At 73.9% G+C, this 17,955-nt stretch carries 13 protein-coding genes and 1 pseudogene; 7 read left to right on the top strand and 7 right to left on the bottom strand.

Features of this window, described 5'->3' with window-relative positions; all coding sequences use genetic code 11:
• Window positions 1–239 precede the first annotated feature (239 nt).
• From HTV45_RS30220 to HTV45_RS30210, 3 genes are all read left to right on the top strand, one after another.
• Entirely contained in the window at window positions 240–1,844 is a 1,605-nt protein-coding gene (locus tag HTV45_RS30220; RefSeq protein ID WP_215209095.1) for an alpha/beta hydrolase, read from the top strand.
• A 444-nt stretch (window positions 1,845–2,288) separates the two neighbouring features.
• Window positions 2,289–3,383, top strand: coding sequence for a chemotaxis protein (locus HTV45_RS30215; protein ID WP_215209094.1), 1,095 nt, complete (start codon window positions 2,289–2,291; stop codon window positions 3,381–3,383).
• Between the two features lie 326 nt (window positions 3,384–3,709).
• Window positions 3,710–5,119 carry a PP2C family protein-serine/threonine phosphatase gene (locus HTV45_RS30210; RefSeq protein ID WP_215209093.1) on the top strand — a complete coding sequence of 470 codons (1,410 nt, stop codon included), beginning with the start codon at window positions 3,710–3,712 and terminating at the stop codon, window positions 5,117–5,119.
• Between the two features lie 22 nt (window positions 5,120–5,141).
• Here the strand turns inward: HTV45_RS30210 and HTV45_RS30205 are convergent, their stop codons facing one another.
• Window positions 5,142–6,632 (bottom strand): hypothetical protein, encoded by a 1,491-nt coding sequence (locus HTV45_RS30205; protein WP_215209092.1) that lies wholly within the window; start codon window positions 6,630–6,632, stop codon window positions 5,142–5,144.
• 234 nt (window positions 6,633–6,866) lie between these two features.
• On the opposite strand from HTV45_RS30205, the gene HTV45_RS30200 reads away from it, so the two are divergent.
• Window positions 6,867–7,994 (top strand): aminoglycoside phosphotransferase family protein, encoded by a 1,128-nt coding sequence (locus tag HTV45_RS30200; RefSeq protein ID WP_215209091.1) that lies wholly within the window; start codon window positions 6,867–6,869, stop codon window positions 7,992–7,994.
• Window positions 7,995–8,379: 385 nt separating this feature from the next.
• Complete coding sequence (locus tag HTV45_RS30195; protein ID WP_251693113.1) at window positions 8,380–10,278, top strand: N-acetylmuramoyl-L-alanine amidase; 1,899 nt, start codon at window positions 8,380–8,382, stop codon at window positions 10,276–10,278.
• A gap of 87 nt (window positions 10,279–10,365) precedes the next feature.
• Here the strand turns inward: HTV45_RS30195 and HTV45_RS30190 are convergent, their stop codons facing one another.
• From HTV45_RS30190 to HTV45_RS30180, 3 genes are all read right to left on the bottom strand, one after another.
• Entirely contained in the window at window positions 10,366–10,863 is a 498-nt protein-coding gene (locus HTV45_RS30190; RefSeq protein WP_215209089.1) for a hypothetical protein, read from the bottom strand.
• Between the two features lie 134 nt (window positions 10,864–10,997).
• Complete coding sequence (locus tag HTV45_RS30185) at window positions 10,998–11,888, bottom strand: universal stress protein (protein WP_215209088.1); 891 nt, start codon at window positions 11,886–11,888, stop codon at window positions 10,998–11,000.
• Window positions 11,889–12,031: 143 nt separating this feature from the next.
• Window positions 12,032–12,274 carry a DUF397 domain-containing protein gene (locus tag HTV45_RS30180; RefSeq protein WP_145870994.1) on the bottom strand — a complete coding sequence of 81 codons (243 nt, stop codon included), beginning with the start codon at window positions 12,272–12,274 and terminating at the stop codon, window positions 12,032–12,034.
• 264 nt (window positions 12,275–12,538) lie between these two features.
• On the opposite strand from HTV45_RS30180, the pseudogene HTV45_RS34585 reads away from it, so the two are divergent.
• Window positions 12,539–12,766, top strand: a pseudogene (locus HTV45_RS34585) (serine hydrolase); the annotation flags it as partial.
• A gap of 126 nt (window positions 12,767–12,892) precedes the next feature.
• Here the strand turns inward: HTV45_RS34585 and HTV45_RS30175 are convergent.
• The 3 genes from HTV45_RS30175 to HTV45_RS30165 form a co-directional block, all read right to left on the bottom strand.
• Complete coding sequence (locus tag HTV45_RS30175; RefSeq protein WP_215209087.1) at window positions 12,893–14,473, bottom strand: NAD(P)/FAD-dependent oxidoreductase; 1,581 nt, start codon at window positions 14,471–14,473, stop codon at window positions 12,893–12,895.
• A 47-nt stretch (window positions 14,474–14,520) separates the two neighbouring features.
• On the bottom strand, window positions 14,521–16,803 hold the full coding sequence (locus HTV45_RS30170) for a serine/threonine-protein kinase (RefSeq protein WP_215209086.1): 2,283 nt from the start codon (window positions 16,801–16,803) through the stop codon (window positions 14,521–14,523).
• Between the two features lie 121 nt (window positions 16,804–16,924).
• Window positions 16,925–17,296, bottom strand: coding sequence for a ferredoxin (locus HTV45_RS30165; RefSeq protein ID WP_215209085.1), 372 nt, complete (start codon window positions 17,294–17,296; stop codon window positions 16,925–16,927).
• A 167-nt stretch (window positions 17,297–17,463) separates the two neighbouring features.
• On the opposite strand from HTV45_RS30165, the gene HTV45_RS30160 reads away from it, so the two are divergent.
• Window positions 17,464–17,844 (top strand): DUF6479 family protein, encoded by a 381-nt coding sequence (locus tag HTV45_RS30160; RefSeq protein WP_215209084.1) that lies wholly within the window; start codon window positions 17,464–17,466, stop codon window positions 17,842–17,844.
• The last annotated feature ends 111 nt before the right edge of the window (window positions 17,845–17,955 follow it).

Raw genomic sequence — 17,955 nt, 5'->3', positions numbered from 1 at the left:
ACTCGCCCGCACCGGATGGAACGCGGCTGCGGCATCCGGGTTATGGCTCATCCGTATGCCGCAACCGGTTCACCCCATCGGGGGCCCCGCCACTCGAACCCCGGGCAAAGCCGGTCGAACCCCCGGCGCACGGACGCGGATCCGGGCGACAGGGTGCCGCCGTGCGGCCGACGAGCGGGGGTCCCGGCGCCCGCCTATGGTGAGCGAGGGCGCCGGTCGGGGCGTCCCTGGAGGCATCGATGCTGGCCAAGCTGACCGTGCGACTCCGTTTCCGCCGGTACGCGGTCCACCCCTCGGTCGGGCGCTGCGCGGCCGCCGGGGCGGTCGGGCTGGCCCTGCTGGGCACCGGCCTGACCGCGACCGGCCGCTCCGGACCGGACCTCGACCCGTTCTACGACCAGCGGATCGAGTGGGCGGCGTGCGAGGGCGGCATGGACCTGCCCAAGGACATCCAGTGCGGGAAGATCACCGTTCCGCTCGACTACGCGGAGCCCGGCAAGGGCACCCTGGATCTCGCCCTCGCCCGCTACCGGGGCTCGGGCCGGCCCCGGGGTTCGGTGGTGCTGAACTTCGGTGGTCCGGGCGGCTCCGGAGTGCTGGGGCTGGCGCACGGCCGCAAGCACTTCCTGGGCCTGACCGACGACTACGACGTGGTCTCGTTCGACCCCCGCGGCGTCGGCCGCTCCGCACCGGTCAGCTGCGGCGCCGAGGCGACCGGCCGGGCGCTGGAGGCGACCGACGGCGAGGACATGTCCGATCCGCGCGAGACGCTGCGGCAGTTGCGCGAGGTGGCCGCCGAGTGCGCCGCACACTCGGGCCCCGTCCTCGATCACATCGGCACCGTGGACGTCGCCCGCGACCTTGACGTGATGCGCCAGGCACTCGGCGACAAGAAGCTCAACTACCTGGGATTCTCCTACGGAACCCGGCTGGGAGCGGTGTACGCGGCCCAATTCCCCCGGAAGGTCGGGCGCATGGCACTGGACGGCGTCGACACCCTGACCGAGCCGCTCGCCGAGCAGGGGCTGGCGAGCGCGCGGGGACAGCAGACCGCTCTGGACAACTTCCTCACCTGGTGCACCGGGGAACTCGCCTGTCCGTTCGGGCAGGACGCGCGCCACGCCCGCACCGAGGTCGTGGACCTGGTCGACTCGCTCGACGAGAACCCGGTGCCGACGGACTTCGGCTACGAGTTCACCGGCCAGGACCTGGCCGCCGCCATCGGTCAGGGGCTGTACACCAAGGAGATGTGGCCGCTGTTGCAACGGGCGCTCGCCCAGCTCATGGAGGACGGGGACACCAGCGGGGTGGAGGCCCTCGCGACGGGCGGGGTGGCGCTGCCCGCGCCGCAGCGGGCCGACGAGCCCCTGGCCGACCCGGAGGACGTACCGATGGACAACCTGCCGGCGGCGCTGATGGCGGTGAACTGCGCGGACGATCCCGACCGGCCGGACGCCGAGCGGCTGACCCGGGACCTGGCCCGGCTGCGGACGGCCTACGAAGAGGCATCGCCGGTTTTCGGCCGGTACCGGCTCGCCCAGGTGATGCTCTGCTTCGGGAGGCCCCGGGGCACCGGCTACATCCGGGAGAAGGTCAAGGATCTCGACACGCCGGACATACTGCTGGTGGGTACCCGGGGCGACCCGGCCACACCGTACCGGTGGACGGTACAGACGGCCGAGCGGCTCGGCTCCCCGGCGGTGGTACTGGACAACCGGAACGAGGGCCACACCGGCTACGGCTCGTCCGAGTGCGTACACCGCAAGATCGACGACTTCCTGCTGCACGGCTCCCTGCCACCGGACGGCAGTTCCTGCGGCCGCGAGGACGACGGCCGGGTCTGACCGGACAGCCCGGGCACCGAGGTGCCCGGCTCCCCGCCGCCCCGCGGACGTTCCCTCACGGCGTTCCGGCGGCCTCCCTTCGCCGGACACGGAGAAGGCGGGCGGCACGCGGGCCGGACGTCCAGGCCGGCGCGGCCCCCGCACCTACGGCCGGGAAGTCCCGGGCGGGGGTGGGTGGGTGCACCGTTCCCCGCTCGGAACCGGCCGGGCCGGCGGCCGCCGGTGTCCGGGGTACGAGCCACGCGTCGCACGCCGTCCTCCGCGTGTCACGCCCATCGCCCGCCGCTCCGGGTCCCGGGTCCGGATACGGGTCCGGATACAGAGCCGGATACAGAGAGGGTCGTCTCCCGCGCCGGCGTGCAGCGCCTGGCTCACCGGCCCGTACCCCACACCGGGATCCTTGCCCCAAATGCCGCATCCCGGAATTCGCCCTATGGTGCTGTCATGGAGCACGATCTGAGTCCCGCGACCCTTGCCGAGCTTCGCCGCCCGCGCCCCTACCCCGCGGTGTCCCTGCTGACGCCGACGCACCGGCGCGATCCCCTCAACGCCCAGGACGCGGTCCGGCTGCGCAACATGGTGGCCGAGGCCAAGAAGAAGCTGGAGGACGATCCCGCGGTCACCCGGGACCGGCGCGCCGACGTGTCCCGCGAGCTGGACCGGGCCCTCGCGGAGGTCGACCTGTCCCACACCGAGGACGGTCTGGCCATCTTCGCCGCCCCGGGCGAACACCAGGTGTGGTCCCTCGCCCGGAGCGTGCCCGAGCGGGTCGTCCTCTCGGACACGTTCCTGACCCGGAACCTCGTCTCCGCCCACACGGCGGAGCGGCCGTTCTGGGTGCTCTCCGTCTCCGCCGACCGGGCCACCCTGTGGAGCGGCGGGGTGGACCGGGTCACCGAGGAACGGGCCGGCGGTTTCCCGCTCGTCCGCGAGGAGCCCAACTTCGACCCCGAGCGCCAGGAGCGGGCCGGCGACCAGCCGAGCAACTTCCGTGACGAGGACACCCGCCGGTTCCTGCGCGAGGCCGACGCGGCGATCGGCGCACTGCTGCGCCACCACCCGCGGCCGTTGTACATCACGGGCGACCCTGCCGCCCTGTCCCTGCTCGGTGAGGCCGGCAGCGCGACCAGGGACGCCGTGCAGGTACCGCACGGCGGGCTGGCGCACGGGACGCACGAGGCGGTGTGGCAGGCCGTGCGGCCGGCGCTCGAGGAGGAGGCGCGCAGGAGCACCGAGGACGTGGCCCGGTCGCTCGAGTCGGCCCGCGGCCGCAAGGAGTTCGCGGCCGGGGTGGACGAGCTGTGGCAGAGCGCCCGGGAGGGCCGGATCCGGCTGCTGGCCGTCGAGGAGAACTACCGGATCACGGTGCGTGACGCCGGAGAGCATCTCGTCGTCGTCGGGGACGGGGACCTGGACGCCCGCGAGGACATCGTGGACGAGATCGTCGAGCAGTGTCTCGAGACGGGAGCGGAGGTCCGCTTCGTCCCGGACGGCGCCCTCGCGGACGCGGACGGGATGGCCGCGGTCCTGCGCTACTGAGCGCGGGCCGGGCCGCCCGGGGGCGGGACCGCATTGCGGGGCTACCCGCCGGTCACCTCGACACAGACACCTGAGCGTCGAACGCGTGAGTGAGCAAGTCCGCCGGCCGAAAGGTCACTCAAGTCACTTGCGTACCAGAGGAGTTGGTGAATCCACCGGGCTACCCGCGGCTACCCCCGGGTAGCCCGTAAAGACGGTGGCACATGCCATGGGCATCGCCTTGTCGCGTGTTGCCGAATCCCTTACAGGCTGTCGCGGGCTGTGCCACAGTCGTTACGGTCCCTCCGCCGACCCGAGGGCCGTACCGTCCCGCATCGGAGTGCGTCATGCCGTCCCACCTCTCCGCGGACCGCCCAGCCGCCCAGCCGCCCCCGCGCGGCCCGGTCGACGCGCTCATCTCGCAGGCCCGGCGGCTCAAGGGCGACGTGGACGCCGTACGGCGTGACTCACCGGCCGACGAGGCGGACCCGAGGGAACGCTGGCGGCGCGCGCTGTGCGACCTGGCGCTGCATCAGCTCGACGACCTGGACCGGCATCTGGCCCAGCTCCGGGACGACCCCCTTCCGGGACCGTCCGCCGGGGACCGCGCAGCGCCGCGGCGGGACTCCCTGCTCAGCCGGGTCGGCAGCGCCGAGTGGAACCTGCTCACGGACGAGGTGAGCTGGTCCGGTGAGCTGTACCGCATCCTGGGGCGCGACCCGGACGCTCCCCCGCTCTCCCTCGACGAACTGCCGTCACTGGTACTCGACGAGGACCGTCCCGCACTCACGGCGATGGTCACCGGCTGCCTGGTCGACGGCCGCCCGATCGACGGGGAGTTCCGTGTCCCGCGCGCGGACGACGGCGTGCGGACCGTGCACATGATGGGCGAGCCGGTACTCGGGGCCGACGGCGGTACCGTCTCGATGTGGGCGGTACTGCGTGATGTCAGCGAACTGCGCCGCCGCCGGCGGGAGGTGAGCGAGACCCGTGACTCGCTGCACCATCACCGGCATGCCGCCGCGCGGACCGAGCACCGGCTGGCGGCCGAGCTGCAGGCGGCCGTGCTGCCACCGTGGCGCGGCTCCCTGCAGCTCCCGCACAACGGTCCGCGGACCCTGGACATAGCCGCCGCCCATGTGCCGCCCCCGGTCCACGCGCCGGTCGGCGGGGACTGGTACGACGCTCTCGAACTCTCCGACGCCGGCACACTGCTGAGCGTCGGCGACCTGACCGGACGCGGGGTCGGCGCTGCCTCCGGCATGGCGATGCTGCTCGGGGCGGTGCGCGGCATGGCGATGACCGGCACCGAACCGGGCCCGCTGCTCGCCTGCCTGAACCGTTTACTGGACACAGCAGCGCAGCCGGTCCTGGGCAGCGCCGTCTGCCTGCGCTACCGGCCCGCGACCCGCTCACTGCTGTGGGCCCAGGCCGGACACCCCGCCCCGCTGCTGTTCCGCGGCGGGACGGGGCGGGCGCTGAAAGCGCCACGGGGCGTACTGCTCGGAGCCGCCTCCGGCTCCGCCTACGAGCAGGCCGAAGAGACCCTCGAGGTCGGCGACCTGCTGCTGCTGCACACCGACGGGCTGGTACCCGGACAGGCCGGGGCCGCCGCTGCCCACCGGCTGCTCGGCCTCGCCCCCGGTCTCGCCGGGGCCCGCGCGGCGCAGGACTGCGTCCGCGCGGTGATACGGGAGTTCGGCGAAGGGGAACGCGAGGACCACGCCTGCGTGCTGGTGGCCCGGGTCGCCTCCTAGCGGCCCCGCGGGGGCCTGACCCTCAGGCCTGGGCGCTTCCCTTCTTGCCCCGGGGCCTGGGCAGCGCCAGCTCGATCTCCTCCCTCAGCTCCTGGATCCTCGGATAGGTGGAGTACTCGGCGGTGAGCCGGTACATCTCACGGAGCCGGTCCCAGGTGCGGCGCGAGGAGTTCTGCCCCATCGACACCAGGGCGAGACGCGCGAACCGGTCCGCCTGTTCGGGATCGTCGGCGATGAAGCAGGCGGAGGCCATGGACAGGAAGTCGAAGATCTTCGACCGCTGCTGCGCCTCGACCCTGAGGGCCAGTGCCTTGTCCGCGTAATGCTGGGCGTGCGTGGCGGCGTCCGGTTCGAACTCCGCGAGCGTCCGGTACGCCAGGGCCTGCATGCCGTACAGGTCCGCCTCGTTGAACAGCTGCATCCAGTTCGGCGGCGGCACGTCCCCCTTGTCGGAGACGAACAGGTCCTCGGCGCGGCCCAGGGTGCGGCGCATCGCCTGTCCCTTGCCCATGGACGCCTGCGCCCAGGCCTCCACGGTGTGGAACATCGCGCGGGTGCGCGGCAGTACCTCCTCGCCCGAGCCGGACTGGGCGAGCTTCATCAGATCCATCGCCTCGTCGGGCCTGCCCAGATGCACCATCTGACGGGCCGCCCGGGACAGCGCCTCACCGGCACGCGGACGGTCGCCGCCCTCCCGGGCCGCGTGGGCGGCGATGACGAAGTACTTCTGGGCCGTGGGTTCCAGCCCGACGTCGTGCGACATCCAGCCGGCGAGCACGGCGAGGTTGGCGGCGACGCCCCACAGGCGCCTCTGGAGATGGGGTGGATGGTGGTAGGCGAGCATGCCGCCCACCTCGTTGAGCTGGCCGACCACCGCCTTGCGCTGGAGGCCGCCGCCCCGGGCGGCGTCCCAGGCGCGGAACACCTCCACGGAGCGCTCCAGTTCCTCGATCTCCTGCGAGCCGATCGGGGCGGCCTCGTACCGGTCGAAACCGGCGGGGTCGGCGCGCAGCGGATCGTGTTGTCGGGGAGCGTCGGCGGTCAGGGCCGGATCGGTGTGCAGCCAGTCGTGCATGGCGCTGCTGAGTGCGGAGCCCGCGGTGAGCGCGGCGCCCGCGCCCACCAAGCCGCGTCGGTTGAGCATGAGGTCCATTCCCGTGAATTCGGTGAGGACCTCGGCTGTCCGCTCGGGCGCCCACGGCACTCCGTCGGGATGTTCCGCACTCCCGGGGCGTGGCCGTTTCCCCGTACGCCCGTGCCGGACCAGACCGAGATCCTCGATGGTCACGACACGGCCGAGACGCTCGGTGAACAGGGCCGCCAGCACCCGCGGTACGGGATCACGCGGGATCTCTCCCATGTCGATCCACCGCCGCACCCGGGAGGTGTCGGTCGCCAGCTGGGGGTGGCCCATGGCCGCCGCCTGCCGGTTGACCAGCCTCGCGAGTTCGCCCTTGGACCAGCCGGCCAGGCCGAACAGGTCCGAGAGCCGGGTGTTGGATTGTCCGCTCACGTCAAGCCCCCAGGTTCTCGGCTGAGTTGACAGTAGCCCGGTGCGGGTTGCCGGGCGACTATTCGCCATGGTTCGCCAGGGTGCGCCAGATGGTGTGCCAGGGGCCATCGGGTGTCGAGTAGGAACGCGCCACCACGACCCCGTCGCCGCAGGGACATTCCCCCAGGGTGCGCCGGGTGTACGGGGCGGGTGGTGCACTGACGTCGCAGGCACACGAAGGGATCTGTATCACCCATGTACGCAGCATCGTCCTCCGTGTCCGCCCCGCCCCGGCCGCTGCGTCCGCGTCCGTCGGACAGCGGCCCCTATCTCTCCCCCGCGCGCCCGGCGACCCCGGTGCTCGGCGCGGGCAGCGCACGGCGCACCGCGGGACCGGGCACCCAGCCGCTCAGCGGGCGGCTCGACCTGTCCGGACCGCAGGGCGCTCAACTGCGTACCGCGATCGCCTCGGTGCACCGCATCTGTCCGGAGTTCGCCCCGGTCCAAGTGCTGCGCCGGACCGGCAGGTCCGTCCTCCTGGTCGGCACCACGGGCCGCAGCACCGCGGTCGCCAAGTGCTTACTGGACCACTCCCCGGCGTGGAGTGAGCGCATCCGCCACGAAATAGCGGCATACCGCTCGTTCGTCCGGCACCGCCCCCCTGTGCGGGCGCCCCGGCTGATCGCGGCGGATCCGGACAACTGCACGCTGGTGATCGAGCGGCTGCCCGGCCGGGTGGCGGCGCTCCAGCGGCACCCGGCGGAGGCACCACCGCGGGCGGACATCAGGGCGGCGCTCGGCGCGATCTGCCGGCTGAACTCCTGGCGGCCGCCGGCCGGGACGTTCGACGCGCCGCTGGACTACGCGGCCCGCATCTCCCGCTACCACGAGCTGGGGCTGCTCACCGACCGGGACCTGGGCGACCTGCAGAAGCTGCTGCACGGGATCGCGCTGGCGACCGGGCGGCAGGGCATGGGCCAGTTCTGTCACGGCGACGCCCTGCTGTCGAACATCCTCATCTCGCCGGCCGGCCCGGTGCTGGTGGACTGGGAGCACGCGGGCTGGTACCTGCCGGGCTACGACCTGGCGACGCTGTGGTCGGTCCTCGGGGACGCGCCGGTCGCCCGGCGCCAGATCAGCCAGATCGCCCAGTCGGCGGGTCTCGCCTCACGGGACGCGTTCCTGGTCAACCTGATGCTGGTGCTGACCCGGGAGATCCGTACCTATGAGACGGCCGTGCAGCGCTCGATGCACGAGACGGTGCCGGCGGGGCATCCGGGCGCCGTCCCCTCCGGCGAGGAACAGCGCCTGCTGCTGCGCCGCCTCCACGACGACTGCCAGCTGGCCCGCCGGGCGGTACGGGCAGCGGTGGGCACCCGCTAGCTCCACGCGACAGGGGCCCTGAGCGGGCGCGGGCGAGTGGGTCACGCGGCCCGGCGCGAGCCGCCGGCCGCGACCACCGGTGTACACCACTGACGCGTCGCAGGTCCCGTCACCGCCCGCCACGAAACAAGCGCGCACCACGATGAACAGAGGAATCGACGCCCTCCTGGGCATGATTGACGGATTATCGGCTGACCGGTAGCACTGACACGCACCGCTCGGCTCCACGCGGCGCATCGTGCCCCGTCCGTCCCAGGAGGCTGCATTGCCACGACCCCCCACCGACCCCGGCCGTGCGGCCGGGCCGTCACGACGCGCCGCCCTCCCCCACTCCCGGCTTCCCCTCCGGTCCCGACCGCGCTCGAACGGGAGGGCCTCCCTCGCCCTGCGCGCACTCGCCGCGGGAGCCCTGACCCTCCCCCTGCTGGGCGCCGCGCCCACCCCGGCCCCACCGGCCACGGCCCGCCTGCAGCAGGCGTTCACCGCCGCCTCCGCCGAGTACGACGTGCCGCAGAGTGTGCTGCTGGGCGTCTCCTATCTGCAGTCCCGCTGGGACGGGCACGGCGGCGCTGCGAGTGTGACCGGCGGCTACGGGCCGATGCATCTCACCGACGCCCGCACCGCGCTCGCCGCAGCCGACCACCACGGCCAGGGCACGGAGGACCCGCGCGGCGACGACGCCCGGCCGGCGCTGCGTCCCGGGGCACCGGCACCGCGCACCGCCGGGTTGCCGGACCGGCTCACCACGCTGCCGAAGGCCGCCCGGCTGACCGGGCTGAGCCCCGAACAGCTGCGCGAGGACCCGGTCGCGAACGTGGCGGGCGGCGCGGCACTGCTGGCCGAGGCGCAGCGACGGCTGGGCCGTGCCGGGAGCGAGGACCCGGCGGACTGGTACGGGGCGGTCGCGCTCTTCTCCGGCGCGGACGACACGGCGTCGGCGCAGACGTACGCCGACGAGGTGTACGAGGTCATCCGGGCCGGGCAGGAGCGGATCACGGACGCGGGGCAGCGGATCGCCCTGGCCGCCCGCCCGGGCCTCGCGCCCGACACCTCGGCCCTGGCCCGGGCGGGACTGCGCGAGACCTCCGCCGCCGGGACGGAGTGCCCGACGACGGTGTCGTGCGAGTGGATCCCGGCGCCCTACGAGGAGTTCGGGGACGGCGACTACGGCAACCACGATCTCGGCGACCGGCCCGCCTCGCAGAAGATCCGCTACATCGTCGTCCATGACACGGAGGGCGCCTGGGAGGGCGTCCTGGACATGGTGCAGGACCCCACCTACGTGTCCTGGCAGTACAGCCTGCGTTCCACCGACGGGCACATCGCCCAGCACGTGAAGGCGAAGGACGTGGCCTGGCACGCGGGCAACTGGTACGTCAACGCGGGATCCATCGGCCTGGAGCACGAGGGTTTCCTGACGGCCCCCGACGCCTGGTACACCGAGGCGATGTACCGGTCCTCGGCCCGGCTGGTGAGATACCTCGCCGAGAAGTACGACATCCCGCTGGACCGGCAGCACATCCTCGGCCACGACACGGTGCCGGGGACGACCACGGCGACCATCCCGGGCATGCACACCGACCCCGGACCGTACTGGGACTGGCGGCACTACTTCGAGCTGCTGGGCCGCCCGCTGAAGGCGACGGCCGGCAAGCACTCCGGCGTGGTCACGATCCGGCCCGACTACACCGCCAACCGGCCGGTCTTCACCGGCTGCGACAGCGTGGGCGAGCCCTGCGCGACGCACGGGTCCAGCGCGGTGCGGCTGTACTCCGACCACGACGAGAGCTCCCCGCTGATCCGGGACATCGGCCTCGGCTCGGCCCCCACCACCGGGGTGAACGATCTGTCCTCGCGGGTCTCCACGGGCCAGAGTTACGCGGTGGCCGGCCGGTGGGGCGACTGGACCGCCATCTGGTACCTCGGCCGGAAGGCGTGGTTCAGGAACCCGGAGGAGCGTCCCACCGCGGTGCCCGCGAAGGGCATGGTGGTGACTCCGAGGAAGGGACTCGCGTCCGTGCCCGTCTACGGCAGGGCGTATCCGGAGAAGGAGGCCTACCCGGAGGGGGTGCCGGCCCAGGCGGTGTCGCCGCTGCCCTACACCGTGCTGAAGGGCCAGAAGTACGTGACCGGGGGCAAGGTGCCCGGCGAGTACTACTACGCGGTGACCTTCGACGGGGCCTCGCACCGGGTGGTGCGGGGCAAGGACCAGTACTACGGGATCCAGTTCGGCCACCGGGTCGGTTTCGTGCGCGCGGCGGACGTCACGGTGAGGCCGTCGTAGCGACACCCGCAGCACCGGGCGCATGACGAGGGCCGGGTCCCCGCGGGGGACCCGGCCCTTCACGCGCGGCCGTCGTCGGTGCTGCGGTCAGCCCTGCTGGAACAGTTCCGCCGGCAGCGGCTTGAGCAGGGCGTACAGATCGTCGGTGATGGGGCGGTCCCAGGCCGCGATGGTCACCAGGACGTTGTCGCTGCGGTCGAACTGCACGCAGGAGATCCGGCTTTCGGAAAGCTTGACGCGCCGCACGATCAGCAGGTTGTCGCCCTGCATCACGGGCGCGTCCTCGGTGCCGACGACGGTCACCTCCTCGTCGTTCTCCAGCGCCAGCAGCAGCTGTCCCACCTCGAAGGGGACCTCACCCTCGGGGACGTCCCGCGCCGGCGAGTCCTCGGGCAGATTGCCGATGATCATCGCCGGTCCCCGGCCGCCGAACAGGTCGTACCGCAGGAAGACGCCCTGGCAGCTTCCGTCGGGGGCGGGCAGCAGCCCGGCACCCAGATTGCCGGGCCAGTCGCCCGGGTCCATGGCCAGAACGTCGAATTCGGGCCCGGCGGGCGTGGCACTGCGGCGGCGGAGGAACGACATGCCGCCATGGTACGTGTCCGGACGGGCGCACGGATGCTCGGGCGACGGCCACCGGTGCCAGGGACGCGTCCCGTTCCCGGCGCCGCGGTCCGCGGGAGCGGGCCGCCCCGGCGGCCGGCCATCGCCCGTCCGGGCTACCCCTCCACGGGGGACGGCGGTACGACCACCACCGGACACTCGGCGTGGAGCAGCACCGCCTGGGTGACCGACCCCATCATCCTGGCGGGGGCCAGCAGCCGGCGGCGGTGTCGTCCCACGACGACCAGCTCCGCTTCCCTGGACGCCTCGACCAGGTGACCGGCGGCGTCGCCCGGCAGCACCTCGACCTCGGCGGCGACCCCGGCATGCCGTTCCCGGTGAGCGGCGAGGAACCCCTCGGCGAGGATCCGCGTCTCGTGTTCGACCGCGTCCTGGTCGATGTCCGGCGGTGGCATCTCCCCCGGCAGCATCCAGGTATGCAGTGGCCACGGATAGGCGGCGACGACCCTGAGCCGGGCACCGCGCAGGGCGGCCTCGGCGAAGGCGAAGGCGAGTGTCGCGTCATCGGGGCTGTCGGCGTTCACGCCGACCACCAGGGGACCGGCTCCGGCCGCCCGGTCGTCCTGCGCCGGGCGGGGCACCACGACAACGGGGCACTCGGCGTCACGGGCCGCCGCCAGCGAGTTGGAGCCGAGCAGCAGACTGGCGAAACCGCCGCGCCCCCGGGAGCCGAGCACCAGCAGCCCGGCCGTCTCCCCCACCTCCGGCAGCAGCACGCCGGGCGCGCCCTCCAGCACGACGTACTCGACGGCCGGGAGCACGGACTCCGTCGCCAGACGGCTCCGCGCAGGGCCGAGGACGGGATCACCGTCCTGTTCGGGCGTCCCGACGGCCAGGACGTCCGATTTCGTCCAGTGGGGGTACTGCCGCACATGGACGATCCGTAGCAGGGCCTCGCGCCGGCGCGCGGCGTCGAGCGCCCACTCCAGGGCACGCAGGCTGTCCTGCGAACCGTCGACCGCGGCGACGACCGGCTGGCTGCTCATGAGTTCCTCGCCTTCCAGGTACGGTCTCCGGCTTCCCCGGCCGGTCCGGCTCATTCATGGCCGGGGAGGACGCATCGGCTCGCGTTTCCGGACGTACGCGGGGAACCCTGCCCCCGGCCGCCGGCGCCCGGCGGCCGCGCCGCTCACGTCAGATCGAACTCCCCTTCGCGCGCCCCGGACACGAACGCTCCCCACTCGGCGGGGGTGAAGATCAGGGACGGGCTTTCCGGGCGGCCACTGTTGCGCATGGCGATGAATCCCTCCACGAAGGCGATCTGGACATCGCCCCTGCCCCGGCTGCTGGACTGCCACTGCGCGTTGCTCAGGTCCAGGTCCGGCTTGTCCCAGCCCGTGAGCGGGCGCTGCTGGGTGGTGCTCTCGGCCACGTCCGTGCTCCTCCCGATGTCGTCGTCCGCGGTCAGCCTAGCGACCGGGTCCTGCCCCCGACAGGCCACGGAGCAACTGGGACGCGGAGCCCGTTCCCCGCCCCGGGCGGGCGGGGTCCGCACCTGCCGCGCCCGCCGCCCCGGTCCGGCGGAACACCCCCCGGCGGCACCCTGGCACGGGCAGCCGCCGTCTGACTCGCTGAGCCGGAGGACCGACCGAAGGGAGAGACCCGACGACGGACGCGGCGGCCCCGGCCGGGAGGCATCGGCCGGTGCCGGCCGGGCGGCGGCGCGCCGGCCCCGGGCGGTGCACTGGCGTTCGCCGCCCTGCCGGCCGACACGACCGTCTCGGCGGCGCCCGCGCGCGGTGCGAGGCCCACCCTGCGGCACGGATCGCACGGATCGCACGGATCGGCGCGCCGTGCCGGACCGCTGCCGGCTCCGCTGCGCCAACTCGTCACCGACGCCGAGGCGTTCCTCGCCCCGTCCCCCACGCCGCACGGCCGGCTCTTCGACGAGGCGCGCCCGGCCGACGCGGCGCGCCTGCGGGCGGAGGGGTGGACCCGGTCGGCCGGCTGAGCCGGCGCGTCGGTTCCCCCGCCGCGCCTCCTCCGGGTCTCAGTCCTTCCCCGCCTCCAGGACGGCCATGGCCGCGTTGTGTCCCGGCACTCCGCTCACCCCGCCGCCGCGCACCGCGCCGGCACCGCACAGCAGGACGTTGGTGTGCCGGGTCTCCACGCCCCAGCGGCCGGTGCCGTCCTGGGCGTGGGGCCAGGAGAGATCACGGTGGAAGATGTTGCCGCCGGGCAGGCCGAGGTCACGCTCCAGGTCCAGTGGGGACCTGGCCTCCAGGCACGGGCGTCCGTCGGCGTCGGTGGCCAGGCAGTCGGCGAGGGGTTCGGCCAGATGGGCGTCGAGCTGAGCGAGGGCCGACTTCAGCAGTTCCTCGCGTACGGCGTCGTTGTCCTGCTCGAACAGCCGCGCGGGGGTGTGGAGTCCGAACAGGGTGAGTGTCTGGTAGCCCCGCGCGGCCAGGTCCGGGCCGAGGATCGTCGGGTCGGTGAGGGAGTGGCAGTAGATCTCGGAGGGCGGGGCGTCCGGCAGTTCGCCCGCGGCGGCCCGCTGGTACGCGGCGGCCAGCTGGCCGTACCCCTCGGCGATGTGGAAGGTGCCGGCGAACGCCTCGCGCGGGTCGACGGAGCTGTCGCGCAGTCGGGGCAGCCGCTCGAGGAGCATGTTCACCTTGAGCTGGGCGCCCTCGGCGGGCGGCGGGGGTGTGTCGCCGGTGAGCGCCGCCAGCTCCCGCGGGGAGGCGTTGACCAGGACGTGCCGTGCGGTGGCGACGCCCTCGCCGCCGGCGGTGCGGTGGGTGACCTCGGCCGTGCGGCCGTCGGTGTCGATGCGGACCGCCTGGTGACCGGTGGCGATGACCGCTCCGGCGGCGCGGGCGGCTCCGGCCAGTGCGTCGGTGAGGGCGCCCATGCCGCCGACCGGCACGTCCCAGGCGCCGGTGCCGCCGCCGATGACGTGGTAGAGGAAGCAGCGGTTCTGCCGGAGCGTGGGGTCGTGGGCGTCGGCGAAGGTACCGATGAGGGCGTCGGTGAGGACGACGCCGCGCACCAGGTCGTCGGCGAATCGCTCCTCGACGGCGACTCCGATGGGCTCCTCGAAGAGGACCCGCCAGGCCTCCTCGTCGTCGATCGTGCGGCGCAGTGCGTCGCGGGTGGGCAGCGGTTCGGTGAGCGTGGGGAAGACACGGCGGGCGACGCGGCCGGTCATGTCGTAGAAGCGCTGCCAGGCCCGGTACTCGTCCTCGGAACCGGTGAGGCGGGCGAAGGCCTCGCGGGTGCGCTGTTCACCGCCGCCGACGAGCAGCCCGGTGGGCCGTCCGCCGCGTTCGGTGGGCGTGTAGGAGGAGATGGTGCGCGTACTCAGCCGGAAGTCGAGGTCCAGGTCCTGGACGATCTTCGGGGGAAGCAGGCTGACCAGGTACGAGTACCGGGACAGCCGGGCGTCGACGCCGGTGAAGGGGCGGGTGGAGACCGCCGCCCCGCCGGTGTGGTCCAGCCGCTCCAGCACCAGTACCGAGCGCCCGGCGCGGGCGAGGTAGGCGGCGGCGACGAGGCCGTTGTGGCCCCCGCCGACGATCACGGCGTCGTATGTGCGGGAGTACGTCCGGGATCCCTCGGGTGCGGTCATGGTTCTTCGTAGCACGCGGTCACCCGTACCGCCCGGACGCGGTCCGCTCAGGCTCCGGCTGCCGGCCGCTGGCGCAGTGCCGCGACCTTCCGGTACAGCTCGGCCGCCTCCTTGTCGCGGCCCAGCCGCTCCAGGCAGTGCGCCTCGTCGTTCCGGGCGGCGAGGGTGTCCGGGTGATCAGCGCCGAGGACCCGCTCACGGGCCCCGGCGACTCCCCGGTACCCGTCCAGGGCGTCCGCCCACCGGCCCAGCCAGCCGCAGCCCACGGCGACCTCACGGCGGCTGACCAGGGTGTCGGGATGGTCGGCGCCGAGGACCCGCTCGCGCAGGGCGTACACCTCGCGGGACTCGGCGAGGGCGTCGGTCCAGCGGCCGAGGCGGCCGAGGTTGACCCCGAGGCCGTGCCGGGCGCGCAGGGTCTCGGGGTGGGCGGGCCCCTGCACGCGGGTGCGGTCACGGACGAGGCCGCGGTAGAGGTCGAGGGCCTCGCCGGTGCGGCCGAGCCGGCCCAGACTGATACCGGTCTCGTAGCGGGCGGCGAGGGTGTCGCCGTGGTCCGGGCCGAGAGCCCTGGCGCGGGCCTCGGCGACCTCGCGGTAGGTCTCCAGGGCCTCCGTCCAGCGACCCAGCCTGCCGAGGGTGTAGGCGACCTCGTACCGGGTCACGAGGGTGTCGGGATGCTCGGGTCCGAGCACCCGGGCGCGGGCGGCGGCGACCTCGCCGGCCATCTCGCGGGAGTCCTCCAGACGGCCGAGTTCGCCGAGGCTGAAGGCGAGATTGTGGCGGCAGCGCAGGGTGTCGGGATGGTCGGCGCCCACGGTCCGCTCCCGGGCGGCGAGCACCGACCGGTAGACCTGGTGGGCGTCGAAGGGGCGGCCCAGCCGGCCGAGGACGTATCCCATCTCCTGGCGGGCCGCCAGGGTGTCGGGGTGGTCGGCGCCGAGCGCGCGGATACGGGCCTCGGCGACGCCCTTGTATCCGCGCAGGGCCTCGGCGGGACGGCCGGTGCGGCTGAGGGTGAAAGCGACCTCGTAGCGGCTGGCGAGGGTGTCGGGATGCTCCGGGCCGAGGAGGTGCTCACGCTCGGCGGCGACCGCGCGGTGCACCTCCCCCGCCTCCGCCCAGCGGCCGAGGCGGCCCAGGCTCAGGCCCGCGTTGTGCCGCCCGGCGAGGGCCTTCAGCGCCTCCGGATCCGGGGCGGGCCGCTGCCGCGGTACGGGCGTCGGAGGGGCGCCGGTGGCGGGGCGGGCGGTCCACTCACCGGACAGGCCGGCCGCCGGGTCGGGGGGTGTGGCGCGTGGTCCGGCGGCGGCCGCCTTGTGCCCGGTGGTCATGCCCCGGGTCCAGGACGGCAGCCGGGCCGTCCGCCCCGCCGGCTCCAGCTCCCCGGCCCGCCGGCCGGTGTCCGCGTGCCCGGTCGCACCGGGCGGTCCGGTGGGTCCGGTGGGTCCGGTGCTCCCGGCCGCCACCGCGGCCGGGACGGTGCGCAGTGCGCCCACCCGGTCCACGAGTTCACGGGCACTGTCCGGCCGGCCGGCGGGTTCCTTGGCCAGCAGGTCCAGGATGATCCGCTCCAGACGCTCGGGCAGTTCGGCGCGGTGGCCGCGCGGCGGCCGGGGCGGGGTGTCGCGGTGGCCGACGAGGATCGCCCAGGCGTCGTCCAGGTCGAACGGCGGTACACCGGTGGCGATCTCGTACAGCACGCAGCCGAAGGAGTACAGGTCGCTGCGCCGGTCGACCTGCGAGCCGCTGATCTGTTCCGGCGACATGTAGTGCGGGGTGCCCATGGCGACGCCGGTGCCGGTCAGCCGCGAGGTGAAGCCGACGTCGTGGCCGAGCCGGGCGATGCCGAAGTCGCAGATCTTCACGGTGCCGTCGTCCAGCCGCACGATGTTGGCGGGCTTCAGATCGCGGTGTACGACGCCCTGGTCGTGGGTGTAGGCGAGGGCCGCGGCGACCTGCCCGGCGATCTCCACCACGTCGTCGAGCGGCAGCGGGTGCTGCTTGTTGTCCTCGAGGAGCTGGCTGAGGTTGCGGCCCCGGAGCAGTTCCATCACCAGATACAGCACGCCCTCGGACTCCCCGAAGTCGTGTACCACGGTGATCCCGCGGTGCTGCAGGGCCGCGGCCACCCGGGCCTCGCGCCGGAACCGCTCGCGCAGCACCCGGCCGAACGACTGGTCGTGCTGCGGGCCGGCGGGCTTGAGGCACTTCACCGCGACGTGCCGCCCCAGTGACTCGTCCCGGGCCCGCCACACCTCCCCCATGCCGCCGCGTCCGATCCGGTCGAGCAATCGGTACCGGCCGTGGATCAGCCTGCTGTCCCCCATCTCCTTCGCCCGCCCCCGTCGCAGTCCGCCCCGCTCCCCCGGCTCGTCCAGTATGGCGACAACTCGCCCGAGTTTGTACGGTGCCGGGCGCCGGGCGGCGGCTTCCGACCGTTCCGGACGGTCAGTTCAGGGTGGCGAGGAACTCCGTGCAGGCACGGGCGCAGGCCCGGCACGCCTCGGCCGTCCCCTCCGCCCCGGAGTGGCCGTCGAACACCCGCGCGCTCTCCAGGCACAGCTGCCGGCACCATTCCACCTGGATCCGGATCGTCGCCTCGTCCATCTGACTCTGCTCGGACAGCACCCGGCAGGTCGCGTCGCAGACCTCCGCGCACATGATGCCCTTGCGCCGTACGAGTTCCTGGTTCTCGGCGCCGTCCGGGTCCGCCAGACTGGCCCGCGTCGCACAGGCACGCGCGCACTCGGTGCAGGCCTGGGCACAGGCGAAACGGTCCTCCAGGAACCGGAACAGCTCCTTCTGCGATGTCGTGGTCACACCGCGCGAGTAGCCGTCGTCCCGGCGGTCAAACGTGGGCCCGTCACGGGGGGCGTAGTGCGGCCACGGCGGAAACGCGGGCCCGGCACGGGTGCGGCGCGGGCCGGGGGTACGGGCGCGGGGAGGTGTGCCGGGTTCGCGCCGGGGAGCGGGGGTACCCGCGAGCCATGATGAACACCGCATGGATGGAGACGGCCGACCTCGCGGCGGGCCGCGGCGCCCTCGGCATCGGCCTCGGGCTGGCGGCAGTGGCGGTGCTGGCCCTGTTGATCGGCATGTTCGTCCTCGGCAGCCGCCGGACCAGGAACAGCAGCACCCGCCGGCCCCGGCCGGAGGAGCAGCCCCGGATGCCCGAAGGGGGGCCGGTCCGGGAGGTGCGGGAGCACCGGGAGCCGAACGAGGTCCCCGCGGGCGAGGAGCGCCTCACGCCGCACGACCTGGGCGGCCATGGCAACGCGGGCAGCCGTCCCAGCGCGCCGGGGGGGCGCCCGCGCTGGGACGAGGGCAGCGGAGGGTCGTTCGGCAGCGGCGGACCGGGCGGCCACTGACCGTCCCGCGCCGGCGGCCACCGCCGTCGGCCTCGCGGCGCGGTCCCGGCCACGCGCGGACCGTGACTGACGCCGCCCGCGGCTGCCTGCCGCCGCCCTGCCGGTCAGGGG

This window comes from Streptomyces sp. CHD11 (assembly GCF_018638295.1).
In the GTDB taxonomy this organism is placed as follows: Bacteria; Actinomycetota; Actinomycetes; order Streptomycetales; family Streptomycetaceae; genus Streptomyces.
This window is presented reverse-complemented; position numbering and strand designations above follow the sequence as displayed.